This window comes from Endozoicomonas sp. GU-1 (assembly GCF_027366395.1).
Taxonomy (GTDB): Bacteria; Pseudomonadota; Gammaproteobacteria; order Pseudomonadales; family Endozoicomonadaceae; genus Endozoicomonas.
In genome coordinates, this window is record NZ_CP114771.1 from 5,523,868 (window position 1) to 5,548,796 (window position 24,929).

General features: G+C 50.6%; 15 protein-coding genes and 2 pseudogenes. 7 read left to right on the plus strand and 10 right to left on the minus strand.

Going from position 1 to position 24,929, the window contains the following annotated elements; all coding sequences use genetic code 11:
- Positions 1-176 precede the first annotated feature (176 nt).
- On the plus strand, positions 177-1,559 hold the full coding sequence (gene nhaD, locus O3276_RS23235) for a sodium:proton antiporter NhaD (protein ID WP_269673431.1): 1,383 nt from the start codon (positions 177-179) through the stop codon (positions 1,557-1,559).
- Positions 1,560-1,578: 19 nt separating this feature from the next.
- Here the strand turns inward: nhaD and O3276_RS23240 are convergent, their stop codons facing one another.
- The 4 genes and pseudogenes from O3276_RS23240 to gatC form a co-directional block, all read right to left on the minus strand.
- Positions 1,579-2,178 carry an acyloxyacyl hydrolase gene (locus O3276_RS23240; protein WP_269673432.1) on the minus strand — a complete coding sequence of 200 codons (600 nt, stop codon included), beginning with the start codon at positions 2,176-2,178 and terminating at the stop codon, positions 1,579-1,581.
- A gap of 260 nt (positions 2,179-2,438) precedes the next feature.
- Positions 2,439-3,887, minus strand: coding sequence for an Asp-tRNA(Asn)/Glu-tRNA(Gln) amidotransferase subunit GatB (gene gatB, locus O3276_RS23245; RefSeq protein ID WP_269673433.1), 1,449 nt, complete (start codon positions 3,885-3,887; stop codon positions 2,439-2,441).
- Between the two features lie 24 nt (positions 3,888-3,911).
- Positions 3,912-5,364: pseudogene (gene gatA, locus O3276_RS23250) on the minus strand (Asp-tRNA(Asn)/Glu-tRNA(Gln) amidotransferase subunit GatA).
- Between the two features lie 131 nt (positions 5,365-5,495).
- Positions 5,496-5,783, minus strand: a complete 288-nt coding sequence (gatC, locus tag O3276_RS23255; protein WP_269673434.1) for an Asp-tRNA(Asn)/Glu-tRNA(Gln) amidotransferase subunit GatC — start codon at positions 5,781-5,783, stop codon at positions 5,496-5,498.
- 363 nt (positions 5,784-6,146) lie between these two features.
- Here gatC and O3276_RS23260 point away from each other — a divergent pair, with 363 nt between their 5' ends.
- From O3276_RS23260 to mreD, 3 genes are all read left to right on the plus strand, one after another.
- Positions 6,147-7,184 (plus strand): rod shape-determining protein, encoded by a 1,038-nt coding sequence (locus O3276_RS23260; protein WP_020585121.1) that lies wholly within the window; start codon positions 6,147-6,149, stop codon positions 7,182-7,184.
- A gap of 564 nt (positions 7,185-7,748) precedes the next feature.
- Positions 7,749-8,705, plus strand: a complete 957-nt coding sequence (mreC, locus tag O3276_RS23265) for a rod shape-determining protein MreC (protein ID WP_269673435.1) — start codon at positions 7,749-7,751, stop codon at positions 8,703-8,705.
- On the plus strand, positions 8,705-9,190 hold the full coding sequence (mreD, locus tag O3276_RS23270) for a rod shape-determining protein MreD (protein ID WP_101746525.1): 486 nt from the start codon (positions 8,705-8,707) through the stop codon (positions 9,188-9,190). The genes mreC and mreD overlap by 1 nt, the downstream gene beginning before the upstream one ends.
- A 54-nt stretch (positions 9,191-9,244) precedes the next feature.
- Here the strand turns inward: mreD and O3276_RS23275 are convergent, their stop codons facing one another.
- The 3 genes from O3276_RS23275 to O3276_RS23285 form a co-directional block, all read right to left on the minus strand.
- Positions 9,245-10,999 (minus strand): hypothetical protein, encoded by a 1,755-nt coding sequence (locus O3276_RS23275; protein ID WP_269673436.1) that lies wholly within the window; start codon positions 10,997-10,999, stop codon positions 9,245-9,247.
- Between the two features lie 316 nt (positions 11,000-11,315).
- Positions 11,316-12,497 (minus strand): hypothetical protein, encoded by a 1,182-nt coding sequence (locus O3276_RS23280; RefSeq protein WP_269673437.1) that lies wholly within the window; start codon positions 12,495-12,497, stop codon positions 11,316-11,318.
- Between the two features lie 321 nt (positions 12,498-12,818).
- Positions 12,819-14,057, minus strand: coding sequence for a hypothetical protein (locus O3276_RS23285; protein ID WP_269673438.1), 1,239 nt, complete (start codon positions 14,055-14,057; stop codon positions 12,819-12,821).
- Positions 14,058-14,253: 196 nt separating this feature from the next.
- Between O3276_RS23285 and O3276_RS23290 the strand changes: the two genes are divergently transcribed.
- From O3276_RS23290 to O3276_RS23300, 3 genes and pseudogenes are all read left to right on the plus strand, one after another.
- Entirely contained in the window at positions 14,254-14,841 is a 588-nt protein-coding gene (locus tag O3276_RS23290) for a Maf family protein (protein WP_269673439.1), read from the plus strand.
- Between the two features lie 304 nt (positions 14,842-15,145).
- Positions 15,146-16,625 (plus strand): annotated as a pseudogene (gene rng / locus O3276_RS23295) (ribonuclease G).
- A gap of 288 nt (positions 16,626-16,913) precedes the next feature.
- Positions 16,914-20,825 (plus strand): YhdP family protein, encoded by a 3,912-nt coding sequence (locus tag O3276_RS23300; protein ID WP_269673440.1) that lies wholly within the window; start codon positions 16,914-16,916, stop codon positions 20,823-20,825.
- Positions 20,826-20,902: 77 nt separating this feature from the next.
- On the opposite strand, the gene O3276_RS23305 is transcribed toward O3276_RS23300, so the two are convergent.
- The 3 genes from O3276_RS23305 to O3276_RS23315 all read right to left on the minus strand — a co-directional run bounded on the left by O3276_RS23305 (position 20,903) and on the right by O3276_RS23315 (position 24,732).
- Positions 20,903-21,988, minus strand: a complete 1,086-nt coding sequence (locus O3276_RS23305; protein ID WP_269673441.1) for a tetratricopeptide repeat protein — start codon at positions 21,986-21,988, stop codon at positions 20,903-20,905.
- A gap of 58 nt (positions 21,989-22,046) precedes the next feature.
- Positions 22,047-22,523: an RING finger protein gene (locus O3276_RS23310; protein WP_269673442.1), complete on the minus strand. Its 477-nt coding sequence runs from the start codon at positions 22,521-22,523 to the stop codon at positions 22,047-22,049.
- Positions 22,524-22,791: 268 nt separating this feature from the next.
- Complete coding sequence (locus O3276_RS23315) at positions 22,792-24,732, minus strand: RING finger domain-containing protein (RefSeq protein WP_269673443.1); 1,941 nt, start codon at positions 24,730-24,732, stop codon at positions 22,792-22,794.
- Positions 24,733-24,929: the final 197 nt, after the last annotated feature.

Sequence of the window (24,929 nt, forward strand, 5' to 3'; positions counted from 1 at the left end):
ACCGCTATTCGCTTTCGTATCGTCTTGCCTGTTTATCCTGCCACTGCGTAATGCTGCTTTTATTTGCTGCTTTTTTGCACTCTGCTCTCGGTATAGGTATCCTTCGCGCTCTTTAAATTTACCAATTTAGCACTGGCTTCAGATTGAGTCTGTGGGACGAAGTTATGATGACAATAATGAAAAGACGCCTGTCAATGGGAGCGCTAGTCTGCCTGCCGACCACCGCTCTGGCTGGCGATAATGTGCTGGGGGTAACATCCAGTCCGTTGGCCTGGGCCTGCATTGCCATTTTTGTAATTGCCTACTGCCTGGTGATGGCCGAAGAGCAGCTTCATCTGCGTAAGTCCAAACCGGTGATTATGGCGGCGGGAATCATCTGGGCACTGATTGCTTTTATTGCTACACAGAATGGCGTTTCCCACGAAGAACTCAAACAGGCCGTTATGCATGATCTGGAAGAGTATGCGGCGATGTTCCTCTTTCTGCTGGTGGCCATGACCTACATTAATGCCATGGAAGACCGACAGGTGTTTGCCACGTTACGCAGCTGGCTGATCAGCAAGGGCTTTAATTACCGAAGTCTCTTCTGGATAACTGGCGCTATGGCGTTCTTTATTTCTCCGGTGGCCAACAATCTTACCACCGCGCTGTTAATGGGCGCGGTGATCATGGCCGTAGGTGAAGGCAAACCGACGTTTATTACCCTGGCCATGATTAATGTGGTGGTCGCTGCCAATGCCGGTGGTGCTTTCAGTCCCTTTGGCGATATTACCACGCTGATGGTGTGGCAGGCCGGTAAGATTGAGTTCTTTACCTTTTTCAGCCTCTTTATACCGTCGGTGGTTAATTATCTGGTACCGGCCATCATCATGAGCTTTTTCGTTGAGCAAGGGCGTCCGGCCGGTGTGCAAGTGGATAGCACCATTCGGCGTGGTGGTATTACCATCTGCCTGCTTTTCCTGGTGACCATCTTCCTGGCGGTCAGTTTTGAGAAAGTGCTGGGTCTGCCACCATTTATGGGGATGATGACCGGTCTTGCCCTGTTGATGCTCTATACCTATATCATGCAAATTCAGGGGCTGACCAGTAACCGCCGGTTGACGGCACGTCCCCGGGCCAAAGAGGATAAAATCGATATCTTTCAGGAAGTGGCCCATGCCGAATGGGATACGCTGCTGTTCTTCTTTGGTGTCATCTTCTCGGTGGGTGGCCTGCGCTATCTCGGTTACCTCGACCTTGCCTCGGAAACCATGTATGCCGATCTCGGGGCAACGTGGACTAATATCATCGCCGGTATAATCTCTGCCATTGTCGATAACATTCCGGTGATGTTTGCCATTCTCGGAATGGATCCTGAAATGGACGCCTTCCAGTGGTTATTGATAACGCTGACCGCAGGTGTGGGTGGCAGCCTGTTATCCATCGGCTCCGCTGCTGGCGTTGCCTTGATGGGGACATCAAAAGGTGGCTACACCTTTATGACCCATCTCCGCTGGAGTTGGGCCATCGCCCTGGGGTATGCGGCCAGTATCTGGGCCCACTTCCTGGTTAATAGCTGATCGTAAAACTGACTGTCAGTTAAAAACGGTAGGCCAGCTGAAGGGTTTGGAAATCCAGCCCTTCATTGTCGTCTTTCAGGTTGGCATTTGAATAGTGCATCCAGCCATAGCTGACTTCAAATGGATTATTCTCGCCCAGTGTCAGGCCAACCATGGCCCGGGTTTCAAATTGCCAGCGCCTGCCCATATTGATTCCGGAATAGTGCTGTTGCTCAATATCTTTCTCGCTCTGATAGCTAACGCCCACGCCAAGATCAAGAAACGGTGAGGTTTTACCCATTAACAGACCATTGCCTGTGAAGCGAAAAACAGGGCTAAGGCTGATCTGTTTGACACTGTCAGCCCCTACTCGATAGTCGTTTCTCATTGGGTTTAACGTACTTTTCCAGTTGCCCAGAGCCAGTTCTGCATAACTCTGTAACAGCAGTGATTCTGATGTCCACAGTGAGTCTGAAAAGTTCCAGGCAAGGGCCAGGCGATATTGATTGATATCAGCCTGTCGATCATCAAAGGGCGCTATAAACTGACCAAAAGCCAGCGTTATTTTATCGGGCTGCCAGTCAGCATGGGTGACCGTGGGCATCAGGGCAATAACAGCAAGAGAAAATGCCTGTTTCATACCAAAGTCCTTTCTGGCTGTATTGGCTTGAAATCAAGCAATACAGCTAGAATAGTTATTTTTGTTTTTTATCAATATATTTTACGTGGTCTTATATTCCCACTGTTTTTTATAAAATGTTTGTCATCTGTCGTATTCTGGTTAACAGGTAATCAATTACAGACGGAGGTGAGAGGGGCTGTTTTGATGGATGTTGCCTTGTTAACTGGGTAGACATTAGCGACTTCTCACGGTGCTAATGTCTGCCCTGAGAGCTACGGTTAGCCGTCCAGTTTCTGTTTCAGAATCTGGTTAACCAGGCCGGGGTTGGCCTTGCCTTTGGACGCTTTCATGCACTGACCCACAAAGAAGCCGATCATTTTGCCGCGCTTGTCTTCCTCAGCCGCACGATAATTCTCAACCTGCTGGGCATTGCTGGCCAGCACTTCATCGATCATGGCTTCAATGGCACCGGTATCGGTCACCTGCTTGAGGCCTTTTTTCTCGATGACAGCATCGGCCGTGCTGCACTCACCCTGCCAGAGTACTTCAAAGACCTCTTTGGCGATTTTGCCGGAGATGGTGTTGTCTTTGATGCGCTTGATCAGGCCGCCGAGCATATCGGCAGTCACCGGGCTTGCGCTGATGGCAATGCTGTTCTGATTCAGGGATCTGGACAGTTCTCCCATAATCCAGTTGGCAGACAGTTTGGCATCATCACTGGCACGGACGGTGGCTTCAAAGTAGTTTGCCGTCCCCTGGTCAGCGGAAAGTATTTCGGCATCGTAATCGCTCAGGCCAAAATCGGCGATAAAACGTGCTTTTTTGGCATCAGGCATTTCAGGCATTTCAGCCTTCAGTTTGTTAAGACGACTGTCGTCAATGATAACCGGCAGCAGGTCAGGGCAGGGGAAGTAACGGTAATCGTTCGCTTCTTCTTTGCTGCGCATGGAGCGGGCTTCGCCGGTATCACCGTTATAGAGACGGGTCTCCTGGATAACGGTGCCGCCATCTTCAATCAGGTCGATCTGGCGCTCTACCTCTTTGAGGATGGCAGCTTCCATAAACTTGAAGGAGTTCAGGTTTTTGGTTTCTGTGCGGGTACCGAACGCTTGTTGTCCTTTAGGGCGCACGGAGACGTTAACATCAAACCGCATGGAACCCTGGGACATATCGCCATCGCAGATGCCCAGTGTAGTGACAATGGAGTGCAGCTTTTTGGCAAAGGCCACGGCTTCCTCGGCATTGCGGATATCAGGTTCTGTGACAATCTCAATCAGGGGAGTGCCAGCACGGTTCAGGTCAATCCCTGACATACCATGAAAGTCTTCATGAAGACTTTTGCCCGCATCTTCCTCCAGGTGAGCGTGGTGGATGCGAATACTCTTGGTGGAGCCATCCGCCAATGTGATATCCACATGACCAGCGCCCACTATTGGCTTTTCCAGCTGGGTGGTCTGGTAGCCTTTTGGCAGATCCGGGTAGAAGTAGTTTTTACGCTCGAAAACATTCACCTTGTTGATGTCGGCATCGATGCCCAGGCCAAACTTGATGGCCATATTGATGGCTTCTTCGTTAACCAAGGGCAGGATGCCGGGCAGGCCAAGGTCTACCGCGCAGGCCTGGGTGTTGGGTGCGGCACCAAAAGCGGTGGATGCACCGGAGAATATTTTGGTTTTGGTGGCGAGCTGGACGTGAATCTCCAGTCCGATAACGGTTTCCCATTGCATATTACTGTGTCCTGTACCTGTGACCTAAACCAATACCGGAGCTTTCTGGTGCCAGTCGGTCGCCTGCTGGAAGCGGTGGCCAATATTCAACAGACGGGCTTCATCAAAGTGCTGGCCAATGATCTGCAGGCCGACCGGGCGCTGGTTTGCCATGCCAGCAGGAACGGATAATCCGGGCAGGCCTGCCAGGTTAACCGACAGTGTATAGATATCCGAGAGGTACATGGCGACCGGATCATTGCTCATGGAGCCAATGTCAAAGGCGGATGTCGGGGCGTTAGGGCCCATGATGACATCACACTCTTTAAAGGCGTTGAGGAAGTCGTCACGGATCAGGCGACGGATCTGCTGGGCCTTACGGTAATAGGCGTCGTAGTAGCCAGCCGAGAGGGCATAGGTACCCACAATAATACGACGTTTGACTTCTTCACCAAAACCTTCGCTGCGGCTGCGAAATGTAGAGATCCATTAAGTCTTTTGGATCTTCGCAGCGATGCCCGAAACGCACGCCGTCAAAGCGGGACAGGTTGGAAGAGGCTTCTGCCGGGGCAATCACGTAGTAGGCAGGAATGCACAGCCTGGCATTAGGCAGGCTGACCTCCTTGACGTTTGCACCGAGTTTTTCATATTCGGCAATGGCATTGCGGATCTGTTGTTCCACTTCACTGTCCAGTCCGGCCGCGAAGTACTCTTTTGGCAGCCCAATGGTCAGGCCTTCCAGGGAGTCATTCAGTGTTGCCGTGTAGTCCGGTACTTCATGGTCAAGACAGGTGGAGTCCCGGTTATCAAAGCCCGCCATGGTGTTCAGCATAATGGCGGCATCTTCAGCGGAGCGGGTCATCGGGCCAGCCTGATCAAGGCTTGATGCGTAGGCCACCATACCCCAGCGGGAAACCCGGCCATAGGTTGGCTTCAGTCCGGTAATGCCGCAGTGTGAGGCAGGCTGGCGAATGGACCCGCCGGTATCCGTGCCGGTAGCGCCAGCTGCCAGCTGGGCTGCTACAGCTGCCGCAGAACCGCCGGAGGAGCCGCCGGGGATGGCAGATTTGTCCCATGGGTTTTTGACCGGGCCATAATGGCTGTTTTCATTGGAAGAGCCCATGGCAAACTCATCCATATTGGTTTTGCCCAGCATAACGGCACCGGCATCCCTGAATTTGCCGGTGACGGTGGACTCATAAGGGGCAACAAAGTTGTCCAGCATTTTTGAACCACAGGAGGTTTTTACGCCTTGTGTGCAGAACAGGTCTTTATGGGCAACGGGAATGCCGGTCATGGCGTGGGCATCGCCCGCCGCACGGCGCTGGTCGGCGGCGGCTGCCTGTTCCAGGGCTAACGTTTCAGTCACCGTAATAAAGCTGTTGATGTCACCATCGAACTGCCTGATTCGGTCAAGGTAGGTTTGTGTCAACTCGACACTGGATATTTCGCCACTGGCTAATGCCCGGCTCTGTTCTGCAATGGTTTTATCGTACATGGGATTCGTTCGGTTGGAAGACGTATGGTATAGAAGAGGCTCAGCTTCTACCGGACTCAGAGCAGTTATTATGAAAATAATGCCTTTTCGGCGTTTCTACCACGATCACTGCTGCAATATTTTCTGACGTGTCACTCAATAACACGCGGAACCAGAAAGAGGCCTTCTTCAACGGCAGGTGCGCAGCCCTGTAATTGCTCTCGCTGGTTTTCTTCGGTGACCTGGTCAGGGCGCAGGCGCTGGATGGCATCCAGAGGGTGTGCCAGGGGTTCCACGTCCTGTGTATCAACGGCCTGCATGCTATCGACCAGTTCCAGTATGCTGCTGATGGTGGCAGCGGTTACTTCCACTGCATCGTCGTCAATGGACAGACGTGCAAGTTTTGCAACCTTTTTGACTCCAGAGGCGTCGATGGCCATTGGTAATGGTTCTCCATAAATGAATAACAAGCAAATAAATAAGAAGCTAATGTATGGGCTGCCCACCTATTTCTCAAGGATTTATCGGGTGATCTATGGGATGATTACCGGAAACATCTCTGCGGGAATGGTAAATGGGGGGCTGATTGGTGTAAAAATAGAGTATTGCAGTTTAACAAAACACACGGACAGTCACCCGGTTTTTCGGTAAATCCCACTATTAAGGCCGCTGTTTGAATGCTTTTCCTGAGATAAATGATTCAGGCACAGTTGCCACAGAGCACAATTGCTGCTTGCCCTCCGGAGGCAGCATTGTTAGAGTTTCTGGAATTACCCAAGCCTTGAATCAAGGTACACCATAACATGCTGAAAAGGTTACGTGGCCTGTTTTCCAGCGATCTCTCGATTGATCTTGGAACAGCCAACACACTGGTCTATGTCCGCGAAAAGGGCATAGTGTTAAATGAACCCTCTGTGGTTGCTATCCGCAATCTCGGTACTCAGAAAAGCGTAGTGGCTGTTGGTGCCGATGCCAAGCGGATGCTGGGGCGAACCCCCGGCAACATTACCGCTATACGTCCAATGAAGGATGGCGTGATAGCGGACTTTGATGTCTGCGAGCGTATGCTCCAGCACTTTATTAACAAAGTGCATGAGAACAGTTTTATTCAGCCCAGCCCTCGTGTGCTGGTCTGTGTGCCCTGCAAATCAACCAAAGTTGAAAAACGGGCGATCCGTGAATCGGTACTGGGCGCGGGTGCCCGGGAAGTGTATTTGATCGAAGAGCCGATGGCGGCCGCTATTGGTGCCGGACTTCCGGTTGAAGAAGCCAGTGGCTCCATGGTTGTGGATATCGGTGGTGGTACCACGGAGATTGCCATTATCTCCCTTAGCGGTGTCGTCTACTCTGAATCTGTGCGCATTGGTGGTGACCGTTTTGATGACGCGATTGTGACGTATGTCCGCCGCAACTACGGCAGCCTGATTGGTGATGCTACTGCTGAGCGTATCAAGCAGGAAATTGCCATCGCCTATCCAAGTGATGAACTGCTGGAAATTGATGTGCGCGGGCGTAACCTGGCGGAAGGTATTCCCCGGAGCTTTACCCTGAACAGTGGCGAAATTCTGGAAGCGCTGCAGGAATCGCTGACGGCGATTGTTCAGGCCGTGAAAAGTGCCCTGGAACAATCACCGCCGGAACTGGCTTCGGATATTGCCGAGCGTGGCCTGGTGCTGACCGGTGGGGGTGCATTGCTGCGGGATCTGGATAAACTGATCAGTGAAGAAACCGGCCTGCCGGTTCTGGTCGCTGAAGATCCGCTCACCTGTGTGGCCCGTGGCGGCGGCAGGGCGATCGAGATGATGGATAAGCACCGTATGGATCTGTTATCCACCGATTAACGGCTCTGTTAATCAAACACCTGTTTTGCAAAATGATCAGCAATATTTCTTCCCGAGGTATTGCTGATTTGCTATTTTGGTCTGCCACTAGGAGGCTGTCCGAGAATAGACTGCCCTACTGCGGTGGCAGTAAATTGGTCTAAAAATTCCTGCTTCTTCGTCAAATAGCCCCGCTATTCTCCTCAGAAGCAGAAATTTTTATCCTCAATTTCTCGCAATCCTCGCTACGGACGCTTAAGTCCGACAGGCTCCTGGGCAAAGTTAGCAGTTCTCTTCAGGTGGTCAGTGTTATTTCGGTAATCGCGGCTTTTCCGGGAAGTGTTGAACTCATCACCTTTAATAGCTGATCACTGAAAATTGTCAGCCAGACATGGGTGTCGATAGGACGGTGCTTCAGGTTTTTGATATGGCATTTTCAAGGCAATTAATTTGAGGCCTGGTAATACCAATTCCGCCTTCTAAATATGAGATCGAGCAAGTCATTTTGGACAGCTGGGCAAGGCGGAATGACGAGTAATAGCAGGGCTATTGCGAGGAATTCCAACGAAGATCCAGCTGTTCAAAATGGCTGCGCAGTTCATATTTAGAAGGTGGAATTGGTATAAGGAGCAGGTTATTAAACCGATTTTCAGTCAACGCCAGTCACTGGTCACGCGCTTTGTTTTGCTGATCATCCTGTCATTGGCGATTTTGTATTTTGATCATAGCTATCGCGCCCTGTCACAGGTTCGCCAGTGGCTGACTGTTGCTGCTACGCCTGTCCTGTTTCTTGCTGATCTGCCCGGGCGTATCTGGGGAACCGCTTCACAGGTGGTGATGTCGCACAACGACTTGCTTCAGGAAAACGCCCGTCTCAAGGCACGAAACCTGATTCTTGAACAGAAGGTTCAGAAGCTTGCTTCATTAACCGCCCAGAATATCCGTCTGCGGGAGTTGCTGAACTCTTCTGAACTGGTGGATGAGCAGGTATTGGTTGCCGAGGTGGTTGGCGTTGACCCTGATCCTTTCCGGCACCGGGTGATCATTAACAAGGGAGCCATTGACAAGGTTTACGAAGGGCAGGCCATTCTCGATGCTCATGGCGTGATGGGGCAGGTCATTGAAGTCAGCCCGGTCAGCAGTCGGGTGTTGATGCTGACCGATGTGGCGGCCCGCATTCCTGTGCAAAATCACCGAACCAAATATCGAGCTATTGCTACGGGGACCGGTCGTACGGATCGCCTTGAATTGCAGCATATCCCGGTGACTGAAGATTTTCAGGAGGGGGATCTGCTGACCAGTTCGGGGCTGGGGGGCATCTATCCCGAGGGCTACCCGGTGGGGGTGGTTACCCGGGTTATCCATAATTCCGGCGATGCCTTTGCCTCTATTGAAGTTAAGCCTCTTGCTGAAGTGAATAGAAGCCGGGTTGTGCTTCTGGTTTTTCGGGAAGTCTCCGGCCTGATTGAGCCGATCAACGCTGCCCAGACGGATGTTTCAAAGACCAGGGCGGAGAAGAAACCAGATGAGGTGCGGCGATAATGGTTCAGCAGGCTAATGCCCACTGGGTGGTGTGGATGACCCTGCTGGTGGGGGCAATGTTCAGTATTATGCCATTGCCTGAATGGTTATCACTGGTTCGCCCGGCATGGGTTCCGCTGGTGGTTATCTACTGGGTTCTGGCATTGCCGGAGCGGTTTGGTTTGCTGTTTGCCTTTATCACTGGTTTGCTGCTGGATGTGTTTCAGGGAAGTCTGTTTGGGTTGAACTCCCTGGGGATGACCATGATTGCTTTTATTGTGCTCAGCCTGCATCGGCGGCTCAGGTTATTTCCTGTCTGGCAACAGGCCTTCATGGTGTTCCTGATGGTAGGTTTTTATCAACTGCTGCTACTGTGGGTTCGCAGTGCTGCTGGGAATACGATTCCCTCTGTCTGGTATTTGCTGCCTTCATTATCCAGTGCGCTTATCTGGCCGTGGGTTATGTCCGGGCTGCGTTTTTTGAGGCGCTATTTTCGGGTGGTCTAGGAGGCTCCTTCATTGGCCTCCTGGAAAACCCACACTGCCTTTTTACCGAGGTCTTCATTTGCGAAGGTATCTTTCAGCAAGGTTATCAACAAGACGCTTCCAATCTTTTGGCAACTGGTGTGCATTGGCATCGAATTGAATAAGAGCTGCTTGCTTGATATGTGCCTTCAATATTGTTTTCTCGTCTTCAGCTGTCAGCTGATTTTTAACGGGCAGACGGTCATAGCGAAAAATCTTGCTTGAGAAATCAATTGGGAATGCACGAACCTCATAATCAGCAGGACCTCCTGAGTGGAATTTAGCGCCTTTTCCCACAAGAATCATATTGAAGGCGTCACCCGGGTTGTAAACTCCATTATCAATAAGGTTTCTAATATCCTTAACCAGTGGAGTTAAAGCCGCATCCCAGTCTTCAAGTATGGACGGCTTCTGGCCTTCTGATAATACTTTCTTATCGTTCAGATGATTAAAAATCACAAGACTGGTTTTGCTGATCACTTCAAAAGCATTTTCTTTGGCGTATTCGCTAAATGATGGCGCGATATGGGTTGCTATTGAGTATTTGGTACCCTGAAACTCCCAACGAATAACAGCGGGTTCGATGTCAAGGGTTGGAATACCTGATTTTTTCAGGTAACTGTGCATCATTAACTCATCATAGAATTGATGTGGGGCCGCATTCATTGCCAGTGCCTGGCCATCGCCAGTATCATAGAATGTCTTTGATGCACCAGCTCCAAGACTCTTCTTGAGTTTTACTGTTTTAACCGCATCCTGAGTAATCAGCTCAATGGGAATACCGCCATCTCTTGCTTTCTCCAATTGACTGTAGGCTGCTTTTGGAATTTCCTCAGGATGATGTGAAACGTTAACTGCCAGAAAACGATTGTATTTTTCCATCGCATCTTTGACATCGTCATCAATGATGTATCTTTGCCATTGTACTTTGGCTCCGGGAATAACTTGAAGATTTGAAGCCAGCGTTTTTGAACCACCCTCTGCCATTCGTTTTTGAGCCGTACTTTTAAAACTGCTCTTTGGTATCGGGCGTTGAGCCCGAGTTTGTGGCTTGTACTTTGATGTCGGGTTTTGAACTGTAGTTTGTGACCCGCTCTTTGGTGTCGGGCTTTGAGCTGTAGTTTGTGACCCGCTCTTTGGTGTCGGGCTTTGAGCTGTAGTTTGTGACCCGCTCTTTGGTGTCGGGCTTTGAGCTGTAGTTTGTGACCCGCTCTTTGGTGTCGGGTTTTGAGCTGTAGTTTGTGGCCTTCTCTTAGGTATCGGGTTTTGAGCTGGAGTTTGTGGCCTTCTCTCAGGTATCGGGTTTTGAGCTGTAGTTTGTGGCCTTCTCTCAGGTATCGGGTTTTGAGCTGAAGTTTGTGACCTTCTCTCAGGTGTCGGGTGTTGAGCTGTAGTTTGTGGCCTTGTCTCAGGTGTCGGGTGTTGAGCTGTAAATTGTGGCCTTGTCTCAGGTGTCGGGTTATGAGTTGTAGTTTGTGACCTGATCTCTGGTATCGGGTTTTGAGCCGTAGTTTGTGTTCTGCTCACTGGCAGCTGGTTTTCAGTCATAGTTTGAGGTTTGGTAACTTTTCGGTCATACAGGCTCTTGACTGCGTAAACAAGATCAACCGCCAGTGACGGAATAAAAGCTACTACAGACACCACAGCAGCAACAGCACGCCCAAAAAAGCGAGATGTTTTACTGGCAACAGCCTCAGAAATTTTGTTAAACCAGCTTGCGCAGGTCCATTTACGCTTTACTGTGGTCTGATTGGTATTGAGTGCCGGATTACCAACAATCGGGTCTGACATAGAAACCTCCTATGTTTCACATTAAGTCATGTTAGATCATGTAGTTGTAAAAAATAATTTGGAGATATAGTTGATTATCTACTGGTTTGACCACTATGCAGTGAATAAGTTTCAATTCTTTTAAGATTTAATATGATCCATCTGGCTTGCCAATGGCTGCGTCGAGCTGAGCTGTTACACCAAATTGGTGTTTTCTGACAGAAACTGGCCTTTAATGAAAACCCTTTTCCCGGTGAACCTCCCGCCGGGAAAGGGCAACTGCTGGCAGAAATACTGAACCGGGATTCTCCCGGGATAGAAATCTGTCGATACTTTTTTACAGGAAGTTTCTTCGACGAAGGTATCTTTTGGTAAGGTCCTTAGCAAGCTCTTTCCATTTTTCTGGCAAGAAGCATGCCTTGGCATCATATTGAACAAAAACGACTTGCTCAATATAGGCCTTCAATGTTCTTTGCTCCTCTTTTGCTTTAAGCCGTTTTATAACGGGGAGCTGATCGTACTGCTCGGCTTTGCTTGAGAAATCAAATGGAAATGCACGCGCCTCAAAATCAGCTTGCCCACCCGAGTGGAATTTGTTGCCTTTGCCCACAAGAATGGCATTGCATGCATCACCCAGAGTGGAAATACCATTATCAATCAGGGTTCTAATATCATTAACCAGTGGATTCAAAACCTCGTCCCAGTTCTCAAGTTTGAATGCATCCTGGCCTGCTGGTAACACTTTTCTACCGTTCAGTTGACCGGCAAGTTTATCACAGTCCTTGTGGTCCACTACGAAAGCATTTTGTTTTGGGTATTCGCTGAATGATGGTGCGATGTAGGTTGCTTTTGTGTATTTGGTGCTCTCAAATTCCCAACGAATAACCGCAGGTTTGATTTCATTGGTAGGGATACCTAATTTTTCCAGGTATCGAAGCATCATTAACTCATCATAGAATTGATATGAGGTCTTGATCATTGCCAGTGCCTGGCCATCGCCGATATCGTAGAAAGTCTTGGATCCACCACCTCCCAGCCCTTTATGGAGTTTTACGGTTTTGACACCATCTTCAGTAATCAACTCAATGGGAATATTACCTTTGGCTGCCTTATCCAATTGTTGCTCTGCTGCTTTTGGAATCTCATTTGGATGATGTGTAAGGTTTTCTGCCAGAAAACGATCGTAACGTTCCATAGTAGCTTTAACATCGTCATCATGAATGTATCTTCGCCATTGTACTTTGGCTCCAGGAATAACCGGAAGATTTGGAGCAGGAGCCTGGAGTTTGGTGATTTTCCTGTCATACAGGCTCTTGGCCGCATAAACAAGATCAACGCCCAGTGAAGGAATAAAGGTGACTACAGTTACCAAAGCGGCAACAACACGCCCAAAAAAAAGAGATGTTTTGCTGGCAACTGCATCAGAAATTTTTTTAAACCAGCTTACACAGGTCCATTCATTATTTTGCGCATTTTGCGAGAGATTGAGTGCTGGATTACCAACAATCGGGTCTGACATTGAAACCTCCTGTGCTTTTCTTTGAAGCATGTAGTTGTAATTAATATTTTGGAGATATAGTAAATTTTCTAGAGATTTGACCACTATCTAGTGAATAAGTTTCAATTCTTTTAAGATTGAATAAGATCTATCTGGCTTACAAATGGCTGCGTCGAGCTGGGCTGCTGCAACAAATTGGTGTTTCCTGCCAGAAACTGGCCTTCAATAAAAACCCTTTTCCCGGTGAGTCCCCTGCCGGGAAAAGGCAACTGCTGGCAAAAACACCAAACCGCGATTCTCCCGGAAGTGTAGAAAACCAACGCAGCCTTTTCTCAGGAAGATTCATCGGCGAATATGTCTTTCGACAAGATCTTTAACAAGTTTTTTCCACTCTTTTGGCAAGAACCATGCCTTGGGGTTAAATTGAACAAAAGCGGCTAACTCGAAATAATGTTGCAATATTTCTTCCTCCTCCCTGGCTGTAAGCTGCTTTTTAGGTGGAAGTTGATCCAGTTGAGTCGTTTCGTCTACAAATTCATAAGGAAATGCGCGAATCTCATATTCAGCAGGCCCCCCTGAGTGGAATTTATTGCCTTTTCCGACAACGATGGCTTTGTGGGTAGCCGCAATTCCGTAACAGGCACGTGTAGAAACACCATTATCAATCAGGGTTCTAACATCATTAACCAGTGGCTTTAAAACCTCATCCCAGTTCTCAGGAGTCCGTATATACTCGTCTTCGTCTTTGTCTTCGTCTACTGCTAACAATTTCTTACCATCCAGTAGTTCATTTTCCTCTGACGTAGATTTTTTATGCATTAAGAAAGCATTTTGTTTTGCGTATTCGCTAAATGATGTTGTGATGTAGGTTGCCATTGTGTATTTTTCGCCCTCGAATTCCCAACGAATAACAGCGGGTTTGATTTCAATGGTCGGAACACCTAATTTTTCCAGGTATCTATTCATCATTAATTCATCATAGAATTGGTGTGGTCGATTATTCATTGCCAGTGCCTGTCCATCGCCAATATCATAGTAACGTCTGGATTCACCAATTCTTAGCTCTTCCCCGAACTTAAATGTTGTAAAAGCATTTTGGTCTGGAGTAATCAACTCAATTGGAATATCACCATTCAGGGCCTCAGCCAGTTGTTGGTGAGCTGCTTCCGGGATAGCCTCTGGATGATGTAAGACGTTCTTTGCCAGAAAACGGTTGTGGTTTGCCATCGTAGTTTTGACATCGTTATCATGAATGTCTCTTATCCATTCTACCCTGGATTGGAGATGGGTGATTTTTCTGTCATACAGGCTCTTGGCTGCATAAACAAGATCAACGCCCAGTGAAGGAATGAAGGTGGCTACAGATAGCACAGCGGCAACAACACGCCCAAAAAAGCGAGATGTTTTACTGGCAACAGCATCAGAAATTTTTTTAAACCAGCTTACGCAGGTCCATTCACTATTTGGCGCATTCTGGGGGGAATTGAGCGCTGGATTACCGGCGGTGGGGCCTGTCATAGAAACCTCCTGTGTTTCTTTATTAAGAGTATTGTTGTAAGTAGTTGATTCTTTGATACCCACACCGTTCGCACTGAGTGAAGTGCGGTGCTCCCATCCTTCGGCTCCGCTCAGGATGAGTGGGGTGTATGGGTATTAAAGCTTTTCTGGAGTTTTTGACCACTAACGAATAAGTTCCAACTCTTTTATAATCCGTCTGCATTACGTTAGGCATCAGGCATCTATCCCTCTAATCTGTGTCGTTCAAAAAAGGTTGAATATGATCTATCTGGCTTCTCAATCCCCGCGTCGAGCTGAGCTGTTACAGCAAATCGGTGTTTCCTTTCATCAACTGGCCTGTGAAATTGATGAAACCCCATTCCACGTTGAGGCTCCAGCAGAGTACGTGCTGCGCATGGCCCGGGAAAAGGCAGCGGCAGGCTGGCAGGCATTAGTAACCCGGGATTCTGCCAAAATACCTATGTTGGCAGCAGATACAACGGTGGTCTGTAATGATCAAATTCTCGGCAAGCCTCAGAATGCAAACGATGCTCGTCGTATGTTGAGGATGCTGTCCGGCAAGACTCATCAGGTGATGACCGCAGTAGCGGTGACCGATGGCAGTCAGCTGAAAACTGAGTTGTCTGTTACGGATGTGGTGTTTAATGACCTGCCTGATTCGTTGGTTGATGATTATATTGCCTCCGGGGAGCCGATGGATAAAGCAGGTGCCTACGGTATTCAAGGCTACGGTGCCGTTTTGGTAGCGAGCCTGTCAGGCAGCTACTCTGGCGTTGTCGGGTTGCCGCTTATGGAGACTGCACGACTTCTGTCAGATTTTAATGTGCCATTCTGGCAAGCGTGCTGATAGTCCTTATTTCCAACTAAGGTGTCTCATTTTCTCTGCGTTTTTGCAGTTCAAAAAAGAGCGTGAATACGCTCTCACAACATCATGGAACGGTTTTTGGTATAAAGTTTGTCAGGAAGCAAAAACCGGATGCAAATTACTGGTATGATCGACTGATCTATTTTGTTTCTACCAGTACGTCAACCTCAGACGGCCTCTTAAGGAATGGTGGAAAGTGTATTGACCTGTGATGCCTGAGACGAGACTCATCATCCGTCTGCAGAGGCACCACAGGTCAATGCATTAAAGGAATTGAGGGACTGGGATGAGCGAAGAAATTCTCATGAATATCACGCCCATGGAATCACGGGTGGCTCTGGTTGAAAATGGGGTGCTGCAGGAGATCTATGTCGAGCGTGCCCGAAGTCGGGGTATTGTCGGCAATATTTATAAAGGGAAGGTGGTTCGTGTCCTGCCGGGAATGCAGGCCGCTTTTGTTGATATTGGCCTTGAACGGGCGGCGTTTATTCATGCCAGTGAAATTGCGCCCAGGCAGGACAGCCGCCATGAAAAAAACGGGGAAGAGACCCAGGAACGTCCGATTTATGAACTGGTGCATGAAGGCCAGTCGCTGGTGGTTCAGGTAACCAAAGATCCCCTGGGAACCAAAGGTGCCCGCCTGACCACCCATATCTCCATTCCGGCCCGCTATCTGGTGCACATGCCAAAAAACAACCACGTGGGGATCTCGCTGCGCATCGAAGATATTGAGGAGCGGGAACGTCTGCGACAATTGGTTGAGTCTTGCCTTGGCGGTGATGATGGTGCCGGTGGCTTTATTCTGAGAACGGCAGCAGAAGGCATTGGCGAAGATGAGGTGCGTGCGGATATTCTCTTTCTGCGCAGGCTGTGGGCCACCATCGAAGAGAATATCCGGGAGAGCAGGGCACCGGCCAATGTCTATGAAGACTTGCCGCTGCACTTGCGAACCATGCGTGACCTGGTCAATCCCAACATTGAAAAGATCCGCATTGATTCCCGGGAAACCTTTGAAAAGGTGTCCAAATTCGTCAAGAAGCTGGTGCCTGAGATTGATGGCCGGGTGGAATATTACCCCGGCGAACGCCCGATTTTTGATCTGTTTGGCGTTGAGGATGAGATCAACAAGGGGCTTAGCCGTAAAGTTCAGTTGAAGTCCGGTGGCTATCTGATTATTGACCAGACCGAAGCCATGACCACCATTGATGTCAACACCGGTGCCTTTGTCGGTCATCGTAATCTGGAAGAGACTATCTTTAAAACCAACCTTGAAGCGGCCGTTGCCATTGCCCGCCAGCTCCGTTTACGGAACCTGGGGGGGGATCATCATTATCGACTTTATTGATATGGAAGATCCGGAGCATCAGCGGCAGGTTCAGCGTGCTTTTGAAAAGGCCATGGAACACGATCATGCCAAGACCAATTTTACCGGCGTCAGTGAACTGGGCCTGGTGGAGATGACCCGCAAGCGAACCCGTGAGTCACTGGAAAATGTTCTGTGTGAATCCTGCCCGACCTGTGAAGGCCGTGGTACCTTGAAAACGGCAGAAACGGTATGCTACGAGATTTTCCGGGAAATTCTCCGGGCGGTCCGGGCCTATGATGGCGACAGTTATACGGTGTTGGCGGCTGAGACCGTGATAGACCGTCTGCTGGATGAAGAGTCCAATAATGTGGCCGATCTTGAAGAGTTTATCCAGAAGCCTATTCGTTTTCAGGTAGAGCCGATCTATACCCAGGAACAGTTTGATGTAGTTCTGGTGTAACGAACGCTGCCCGCTTCCCGTTAACCGCTATCCCGCTTCTCAGGGGAGCGGTTAACGGGAAGCGGGTAGTGTTTTTTTAGTATTTGGTAATGGTTACTGGATTGATATTTTGTTGAGCGTCACTTTTGTTATACGGCTGTCTGATGGTCAGTTGTCCAATGGTTTGTCAGGGCGGGAACTCGGTTGTTGAAGCGGATGGTAAACAGCCTCAGGCGGAGTGCTCCGTCTATTCATGAGGCAGATGATGAAAAAACACCATCTGGCAGTCTCCGTCTACTGAATAGTTTGATGAAATGGAGTTGGCGGCTGCTACTGACCGGGTTAACCATTCTGGTCATTCTGGTAGGACTCGGGCGACTGATGTTCAGTGCCCTACCGGTTCTGCTGCCGCAGCTTTCAGGTGTTCTCAGCGACCGTTTACAGGCTGATCTGCAAATTGAGTCCATGTCGGCGCAATGGAATGATGGCGAGCCATGGTTATCCATGCAGGGGTTGACGCTTAAGGGTAAAGAGGCAGATCAGGCCGGGTTCAGTATCTCGCAGCTGGCTTTGGAACTGAGCCTGAAGGAGTCACTAATACACTGGACGCCGGTATTTTCATCCCTCAAAATCAATGGCGTCAATGTTGCGCTGGTCCGTGGCGATGGTGCCCAGTGGGCGCTATCCGGTATTCAACGGGTTGCCGGGTCATCATTACAGGCTCCTGAATATCAACAAAGTTCTGCACTGGAATGGCTTGCCCTGCAAAAGAAGGTGGATATTCGTGATATCCGCCTGAGTATGCGCAAAGCCAATGGTGAGAGCAGTGATATTCGTGGCCAGCATTTGACGGTCGTGACGGATGGTGACCAGAAAAATCTGTCGGTTCGTCTTGAAGCGGGTGCTGGTTATCTTGCCATCGATGGCTCTGGCATCGCCGGCCCTGGTCAGTTTTCCCGGTGGCAGGGAGTGGCCGTCGCCAGTGATCTTGATGCTGAGCAGCTCTGTGTCCTGTGGTCTGGTTGTTATGATGATGTGCTGTCCGCAGTGGTACAGTTGGAGACCCGCTGGCTTTATGATGATGGGGCCTGGCAAGTACAGGGAGAGATCGCTTCTCCTGATGTAACGTATCGGGATAACGCTGGTGCGTTGAACCATCTTTCCGGGCAGACCCATGTATTTATGCAGGGCGTTTTGTCCCGGGAGCCGTTGTCAGAATCCAGCTGGCAGATCTGGCTGAATGGCCTCAATCTGGAAAACCGCCTGCATAACGGGACGGTTTATCAGTGGGAAAACAGCTGGTATCTGGCCGGTGGCCGTGCTGAAGAATATGCGGTAACCGTAGCGACCGAAAACCTGGATCTGGATCTGCTGAAACGATGGTTACTGGATACCGATGCGCTTCCGGAACCAGTGGCTGATCTGGTGAATACCCTGAATCCCATTGGCCAGTTGCAGGATCTGGCCATCCGTTTTTACCCATCCCGTCAACCGTTTGATTTCGACTTGAGTGCCCGGCTTGACAATGTGTCGGTGGCTGCCTGGCATGGCGCTCCTTCCGGGGGCAATGTCAGTGGTCAGTTAAGGATGAACCTGCTGCAGGGCTATCTTGACCTGGATAGCCGGAACTTCCAGCTGGGCTTTCCCAAACTGTTCCGGGAGACCTGGACGTTTGCTACTGCCAAAGCACGCCTTTACTGGGATGTTATTGATGACTTTTATATTTTGAAGTCAGATGACATCGCCCTGGTGGGGGCTGAAGGTGATCTGAAAGGCAAGCTCAGGCTTGATATCCCGCTGAAATGGCATGAAGGTGACACCCTGGATATGGCATTGACGGTGGGCATGAGCAATGGTGATGCCCGTTATACGGGCAAATACCTGCCAGCTTTGTTGCCCATGAACAGCGGTCTGGTGCACTGGCTGGATACCGCTATCCGCAAGGCGGATATCTCAGGGGGCGGGTTTATTTATAACGGTGCGCTGTCTGGTGGTAAGCGTGGAGATATCGGCCCCCAGGATTCCCGCTGGGGACTGTTTTTTGATCTCCAGAATGGCGAGCTGGACTACGCGTCTGGCTGGCCTGTGATTACCGGCCTGGCCGGGCAGGTTTATGTTAACGATGACCGGGTGGAAGTACTGGGCCAACAGGCAGAGTCAGCGGGTGGCCAACTGGATGATATAGTCGCGCGAGTGCCGCTGGACGGGACATCAATACTCAGGATCAGCAGTCAGCTGAATGCCAGTGGCGAGACTCTGCAGCACTTTCTGACCCGGACACCCATTAATGACTGGATGAAGGGTGCAGCAGAGCAATGGACGTTACAGGGGCAGCTGGATGCCGGACTTGATTTGACACTTCCCCTTAATGACCCGGGCCGTTCTGAAGTGGACATCCGTGGTGCTGTGGAATCATTTACCTTCGGGATTCCTGAGGTGGGGATTGCCGTAAAAGGCATTGCCGGTGATCTCTCCTACAGCACTGACCGGGGGCTTACTGCACGACAGTTATCTGGTCAACTGTTTGATCAGCCGGCTCAATTTCAGATACGTTCAATGGTACAGAATCAACAACCCTTATCCACCGATATTGTCTGGTCAGGCAGAGCCTCAGTGTCTTCACTTCAGGACTGGCTGAAGCTGGATTGGCTCAGTTTGCTGGAGGGAGAAACGGATTATCGCGCCAGCTTATCCCTGGGATTAGACGACAATAACACGGAACTCAGGGTCGGCAGTGAACTGCTTGGCGTTAATGTTGAGCTGCCAGCGCCGGTGGGTAAAACAGCCGATACACCGCTACCCCTGACGTTTTCTCTGACCAAAAAAGCAAGTCACCAGCTGCTGGGGGTGACGCTGGGCGAACTGGGGCGGCTGGACATGAGAATGACGCCAGAGTTTTCCCCGGAGTCTGCCCTGATGACTCTGGGTGACGATGCTTCCCACGCTGGTACAGGCTCTGCCGTCTGGCCTTCAGGGAATCAATTTCTGGTGACCGGTGCTTTGCCGGAACTGGATCTCGGTCCCTGGAAGGCTCGCTTTGAAGGGCAGCCCGGTAGTCCTGTCGAGCAACAGTTGGTCTCACGCCTGGCCCTTGACAATGTTCACCTCGGTTCACTGAAGTATGGGGATTATCTCTGGCCGGATATATCGGTTTCACTTCAGCAGGCGGTTCAGAATCAGAGGTCACAGTCTGACAGAAAAGGCATGAAACTGGCCGTTGATGGACAGACACTGAAAGGTGATTTATGGATTCCTGACCAGCAAACTGCACCTTGGTCTCTTTATATTGACCGTATACATCTGCCAGAGCCTGCTGCTGAAACCGCTTCCGGGGACAGTCCTTCAGAATCCGGGGACAGCCTGGCGGACATCAATCCGGCAACGTTGCCCAATCTTGATGTGAACATCAACCATATTCAGGTTGGCGGCCGAACACCTGCAAGCATCGGTTTTAAACTTCGTCATGGACCCAACGGTGTCAAGATCGATCATATTACCGGTGAGCTGTCGGGTATGTCGCTGAATGGTCTGGCAGACTGGGTGCTGATGGACGGTGAACAGCGCAGCTGGGTTCAGGGAGAGCTTAAGGGCACGGACATCACAGCATTGCAGAAAGCCCTGGGCTCTTCAGGTTTTCTTGAGGCCAGGGAAAGCCGTTTCGAGGCCAGCCTGAACTGGGATGGATCGCCTCTTGGAGGTTCTATTGCCACCATGAAAGGCCGGATCGATTTGCTGCTGAAGAAGGGGCGGCTGCGCAAAGTCGATAATGGCTCGTCGGAAGCACTTAAATTATTTGGTATTTTTAATACCGAAGCTCTGACCAGAAGGATAAAGCTGGACTTTTCCGATCTCTACTCGTCCGGTATCAGCTTTGATCAAATCAAGGGCAGCCTGAACTTTAACCGGGGGCTGATTACCTTCAATTCACCCATGGTGATCGAAGGACCGTCTTCCGACTTCAAACTGGATGGCACTATCGATACCAACACCGAACAGCTGGATCTGAGCCTGGTGGTTACCCTGCCTGTGTCATCCAACCTGCCGATTCTCAGCGTACTGCTGGGCACTGCTCCCCAGGTGGCGGGCATTATTTACATTGCGGACAGACTGGTGGGCAAACAGGTGGATCAGCTGGCCAGCATCCGTTACCGGATTCATGGCTCCTTTGCTGACCCTAAAATGACCCTGGACAGGCTGTTCTCCAATAAGCCGAAAAAATAACCCGGCCGATATAATCTTCCTGATTCATCCTCTGCCTGAATGTACTCTGAACTTTTACCCAAAGGCTTTTAGCGGATCTATCGGGAAGCTACCTCCACACTGCTTTTGAGGTTCCTCAGATTTTTCATAGCCTTGGCATTCCCCAGTCTGGCTGCCTTACGGTACCATCGCTCCGCTTCATGCAGATTTACCCCAAAGCCCTCTCTACCGATCTCATACAGTGTGCCCAGTTTGTTCATGGCTGAAGCATTACCCCGCTCAGTCGCCTTGAGCAACCAGAAGATTGCCTGGTCCAGATCTATCTCAAAGCCCTCGTCACCATATAGATAAAGGCTGCCCAGCTTGTTCATGGCGGAATCATCACCCAGCCTGGCCGCTTTCAGGTACCATCGTTCAGCTTCACGCAGATCTACCCCAAAGCCCTCGTCAGCATAGTGATGGAGGTAGCCCAGCAGGTACGTGGCTGAAGCTATAATGGCTGGACCTTCCCCCAGCTCAACCACCTTGAGCAACCAGGTTTTCGCCTGGTGCAGATCTGCCGGAAAGCTCTCACCACCATACAGATACAGGTAACCCAGGTGATACATGGCTCTGACATGTTCCAGCTCAGCCGCCTTGAGCCACCAGGATTTCGCCTGGTGCAGATCTTCCTCAAAGCCTTGTTCACCCTGGTAATACAGGTAGCCCAGGCTGCTCATGGCTCCAACATCCCCCAACCCAGCCGCCTTGAACAACAGGAACTTTCCCTGATCCTGATGATCTGCCGGTAAGCCCTCGCCGCCATCCAGATACAGTAGGGCCAGGTTATTCATGGCGCAGGCATCCCCCAATGCAGCTGCCTCCAGGTACCAGTGTTCCGCTTTAAGCAGATCCACCGCGAAGTCCTTGCCACCATGCTGATACCGGTAGGCCAGGTTATTCATGGCTACAGTATCCCCCAGCCCAGCCGCCTTAAGGTACCAGCTTTCGGCTTTGTGCAGATCGACTGGAAAACCCTCGCCACCATCTGCATAGACGATGCCCAGGCTGCACATGGCTGCAATATCCCCCAGCTCAGCCGCCTTGAGGTACCAGCTTTCGGCTTTGTGCAGATCTATCGAAAAGCCCTCGCCACCAAACTGATACAGGTAGCCCAGATTCCACATGGCGTCAATATCCCCCAACTCAGCCGCCTTGAGATACCAATGCTCCGCTTTGTGCAGATCTACCGGAATGCCCTCATCACCATCCTGGAAAAGATCCCCCCAGGTTTCTCAGACCGATCGGGTCGGATCGGCTCCTTCTGGCCAGCAGCAGGGCGGCATCGAGGTGCTTATTGTCAACGGCCATGGCCAGGGGAGTTTTACCCGCAGCTCGGCCCGCATCCACTTTCACCCCCCGTTGCAGCAGGGCCTGGATGATCTTGATATCACCCTCCTTTGCCGCGTTGACCATCTGACGCCGCCAGCCCCGGGGCAGGGGCAGGTTTTTCACCACCATTTTTTTAATGACTTTCCGCCCGTAAGGGCAGGTCAGATGGTCTTTGGTCCAGCTGGAAAGGCACTTAAAGTGAAACTTATGCCCGCAGGGCCTGGCAATAGCGACGCGCCTGCCCACAAACTTCCGATTGGTGGATGAGTAGAGGCCATCATGGCAGATCGGGCAGATTGGAGGCTCGGTGGGTACAACAACTGCTGCACTGGAGGGAATGCTGTTCATGCCAGGTAACTCCCTTACATTTTTGGGATTGCTACTCTGACTGTGTTGATCTCAAAAATATCCCGTAACAGGTTCTGAAAATATCAAAAAAACAGCTTTGTGGATTTCCTGAATTCCAGAACAGATCAAAATATCCGGAAAGAAGGCGGTTATACGGTTATATCGCACACACTTTTATGGATGCAGAAAGTAGAAACATATTTTGCTGAACCTTTTTTTCACTCCCGGGGGCGCAAAATATTGTCACGTGCCATGGGCATTTGCGGATCTATCGGGAAGCCTTCGTTTTATGCCCCTTACAGTCTGCTGCCTTGGATTCGTCCTCTGGGTGGGCGCGGCCGGGTTCATCAGGAAAGGCTTCATCAAACCCGCGTTTTTTAGCGGGTTGTGGTTTAGCGACTTTTTCCAGTTTTTTGATGGCCAGGTCATTCCCCGACTCAGCCGCCTTGAGCAACCAGGCCTTCGCCTGGTCCAGATCTACCGGGAAGTCCGCCCCACCATGCTCATACAGATGACTCAGGTGGAACATGGCCCAGGCGTTACCCAGGTCAGCCGCCTTGAGCAACCAGAACTTCGCCTGTTGCAGATCCACCTGAAAGTGTTTGCGACCATACAGATATAACCAGCCCAGGTTGGTCATGGCTGAAACATATCCCAGCTCAGCGGCCTTGAGGAAAAAATGTTTTGCTTTGTGCGGATCTGCCTCAAAGCCCAGGTCACCAAGCACATAACGGTCGCCGAGGGTGTTCATGGCTGGCGCATTTCCTAGCTCAGCCGCCTTGAGCAACAGGCGTTCTCCCTTGTACCGGTCTGCCGGAAAGTTCTTGCCACCACCCAGATACAGTTTACCCAGTTTACTCATGGCCAGAGGAGACCCCAGCTCAATGGCTTTCAGGAACAAACGCTCCGCTTCACGCAGATCTAACCCAAAGTCCTGGTCAGCATAGTTATGAAGGTAGCCCAGATGGTTCATGGCTGAAGTTATAATGTCTGGCTCTTCCCCCAGCTCAACCGCCTTGAGCAACCAGATTTTTGCCTGGTGCAGATCTGCCGGAAAGCTCTCGCCACCATGCAGATACAGGTAACCCAGGTTATACATGGCGTGAGCATCTCCCAGCTCAACCATCTTGAGCCACCAGGATTTCGCCTGGTGCAGATCTTTCTCAAAGCCATTGTTACCCTTGAAATACTGCCAGCCCAGACAGGTCATGGCTCCAACATCCCCCATTCCAGCCGCCTTGAACAACAGGAACTTTGCCTGATCCTGATGATCTGCCGGTAAGCCCTCGCCGCCATCCAGATACAGTACGGCCAGGTTAGTCATGGCGCAGGCATCCCCCAATCCAGCCGCCTCACGGTACCAGTGCTCCGCTTTGCGCAGATCTACCGCGAAGTCCTTGCCACCATTATGATACAGGCAGCCCAGGTTATTCATGGCTGTAATATCCCACAGCTCAGCCGCTTTAAGGTACCAGCTCTCGGCTTTGTGCAGATCGGCTGGAAAGCCCTCGCCACCCTTTGCAAAGACGGAGCCCAGGCTGCTCATGGCTGCAATATCCCCCAGCTCAGCCGCCTTAAGGTACCAGCTCTCGGCTTTGTGCAGATCTACCGGAAAGCCCTTGCCACCATGCTGATACAGGTGACCCAGATGCCACATGGCGGCAATATCCCCCAACTCAGCCGCCTTGATGTACCAGTGCTCCGCTTTGTGCAGATCTACCGGAATGCCCTCACCACCATCGCGGAAAAGCCTCCCCATGTTGTTCAGACCGATCGGGTCGGATCCGCCCCTTCTGATCAGCAGCAGGGCAGCATCGAGGTGCTTATTGGCAGCGGCCCAGGCCAGTGGGGTTTTTCCTGAAGTCCGGCCCGCATCCACCTTCGCCCCCCGTTGCAGCAGGGCCTGGATGATCTTGAGATCACCCTCCTTTGCCGCGTTGACCATTTGACGCCGCCAGCCCCGTGGCAGGGGCAGGTTTTTCACCACCATATTGTTAATGACTTCCCGCCCGTAAGGGCAGGTCAGATGGTCTTTGGTCCAGCGGGAAAGGCACTTAAAGTGAAACTTATGCCCGCAGGGCCTGGCAATAGCGACACGCCTGCCCACAAACTTCCGATTAGTGGATGAGTAGAGGCCATCATGGCAGATCGGGCAGATTGGAGGCTCGGTGGGTACAACAACTGCTGCACTGGAGGGAATGCTGTTCATGCCAGGTAACTCCCTTACTTTTTGGGATTGCTACTCTGACTGTGTTGATCTCAAAAATATCCCGTAACAGGTTCTGAAAATATCAAAAAACAGCTTTATAGATTTCATGAATTACAGAACAGGGCAAAACATCCGAAAAAAGTGGTTATAAAGTTATAACATAGACAATTTTATCGATGCAGTAGGTATATAGATAT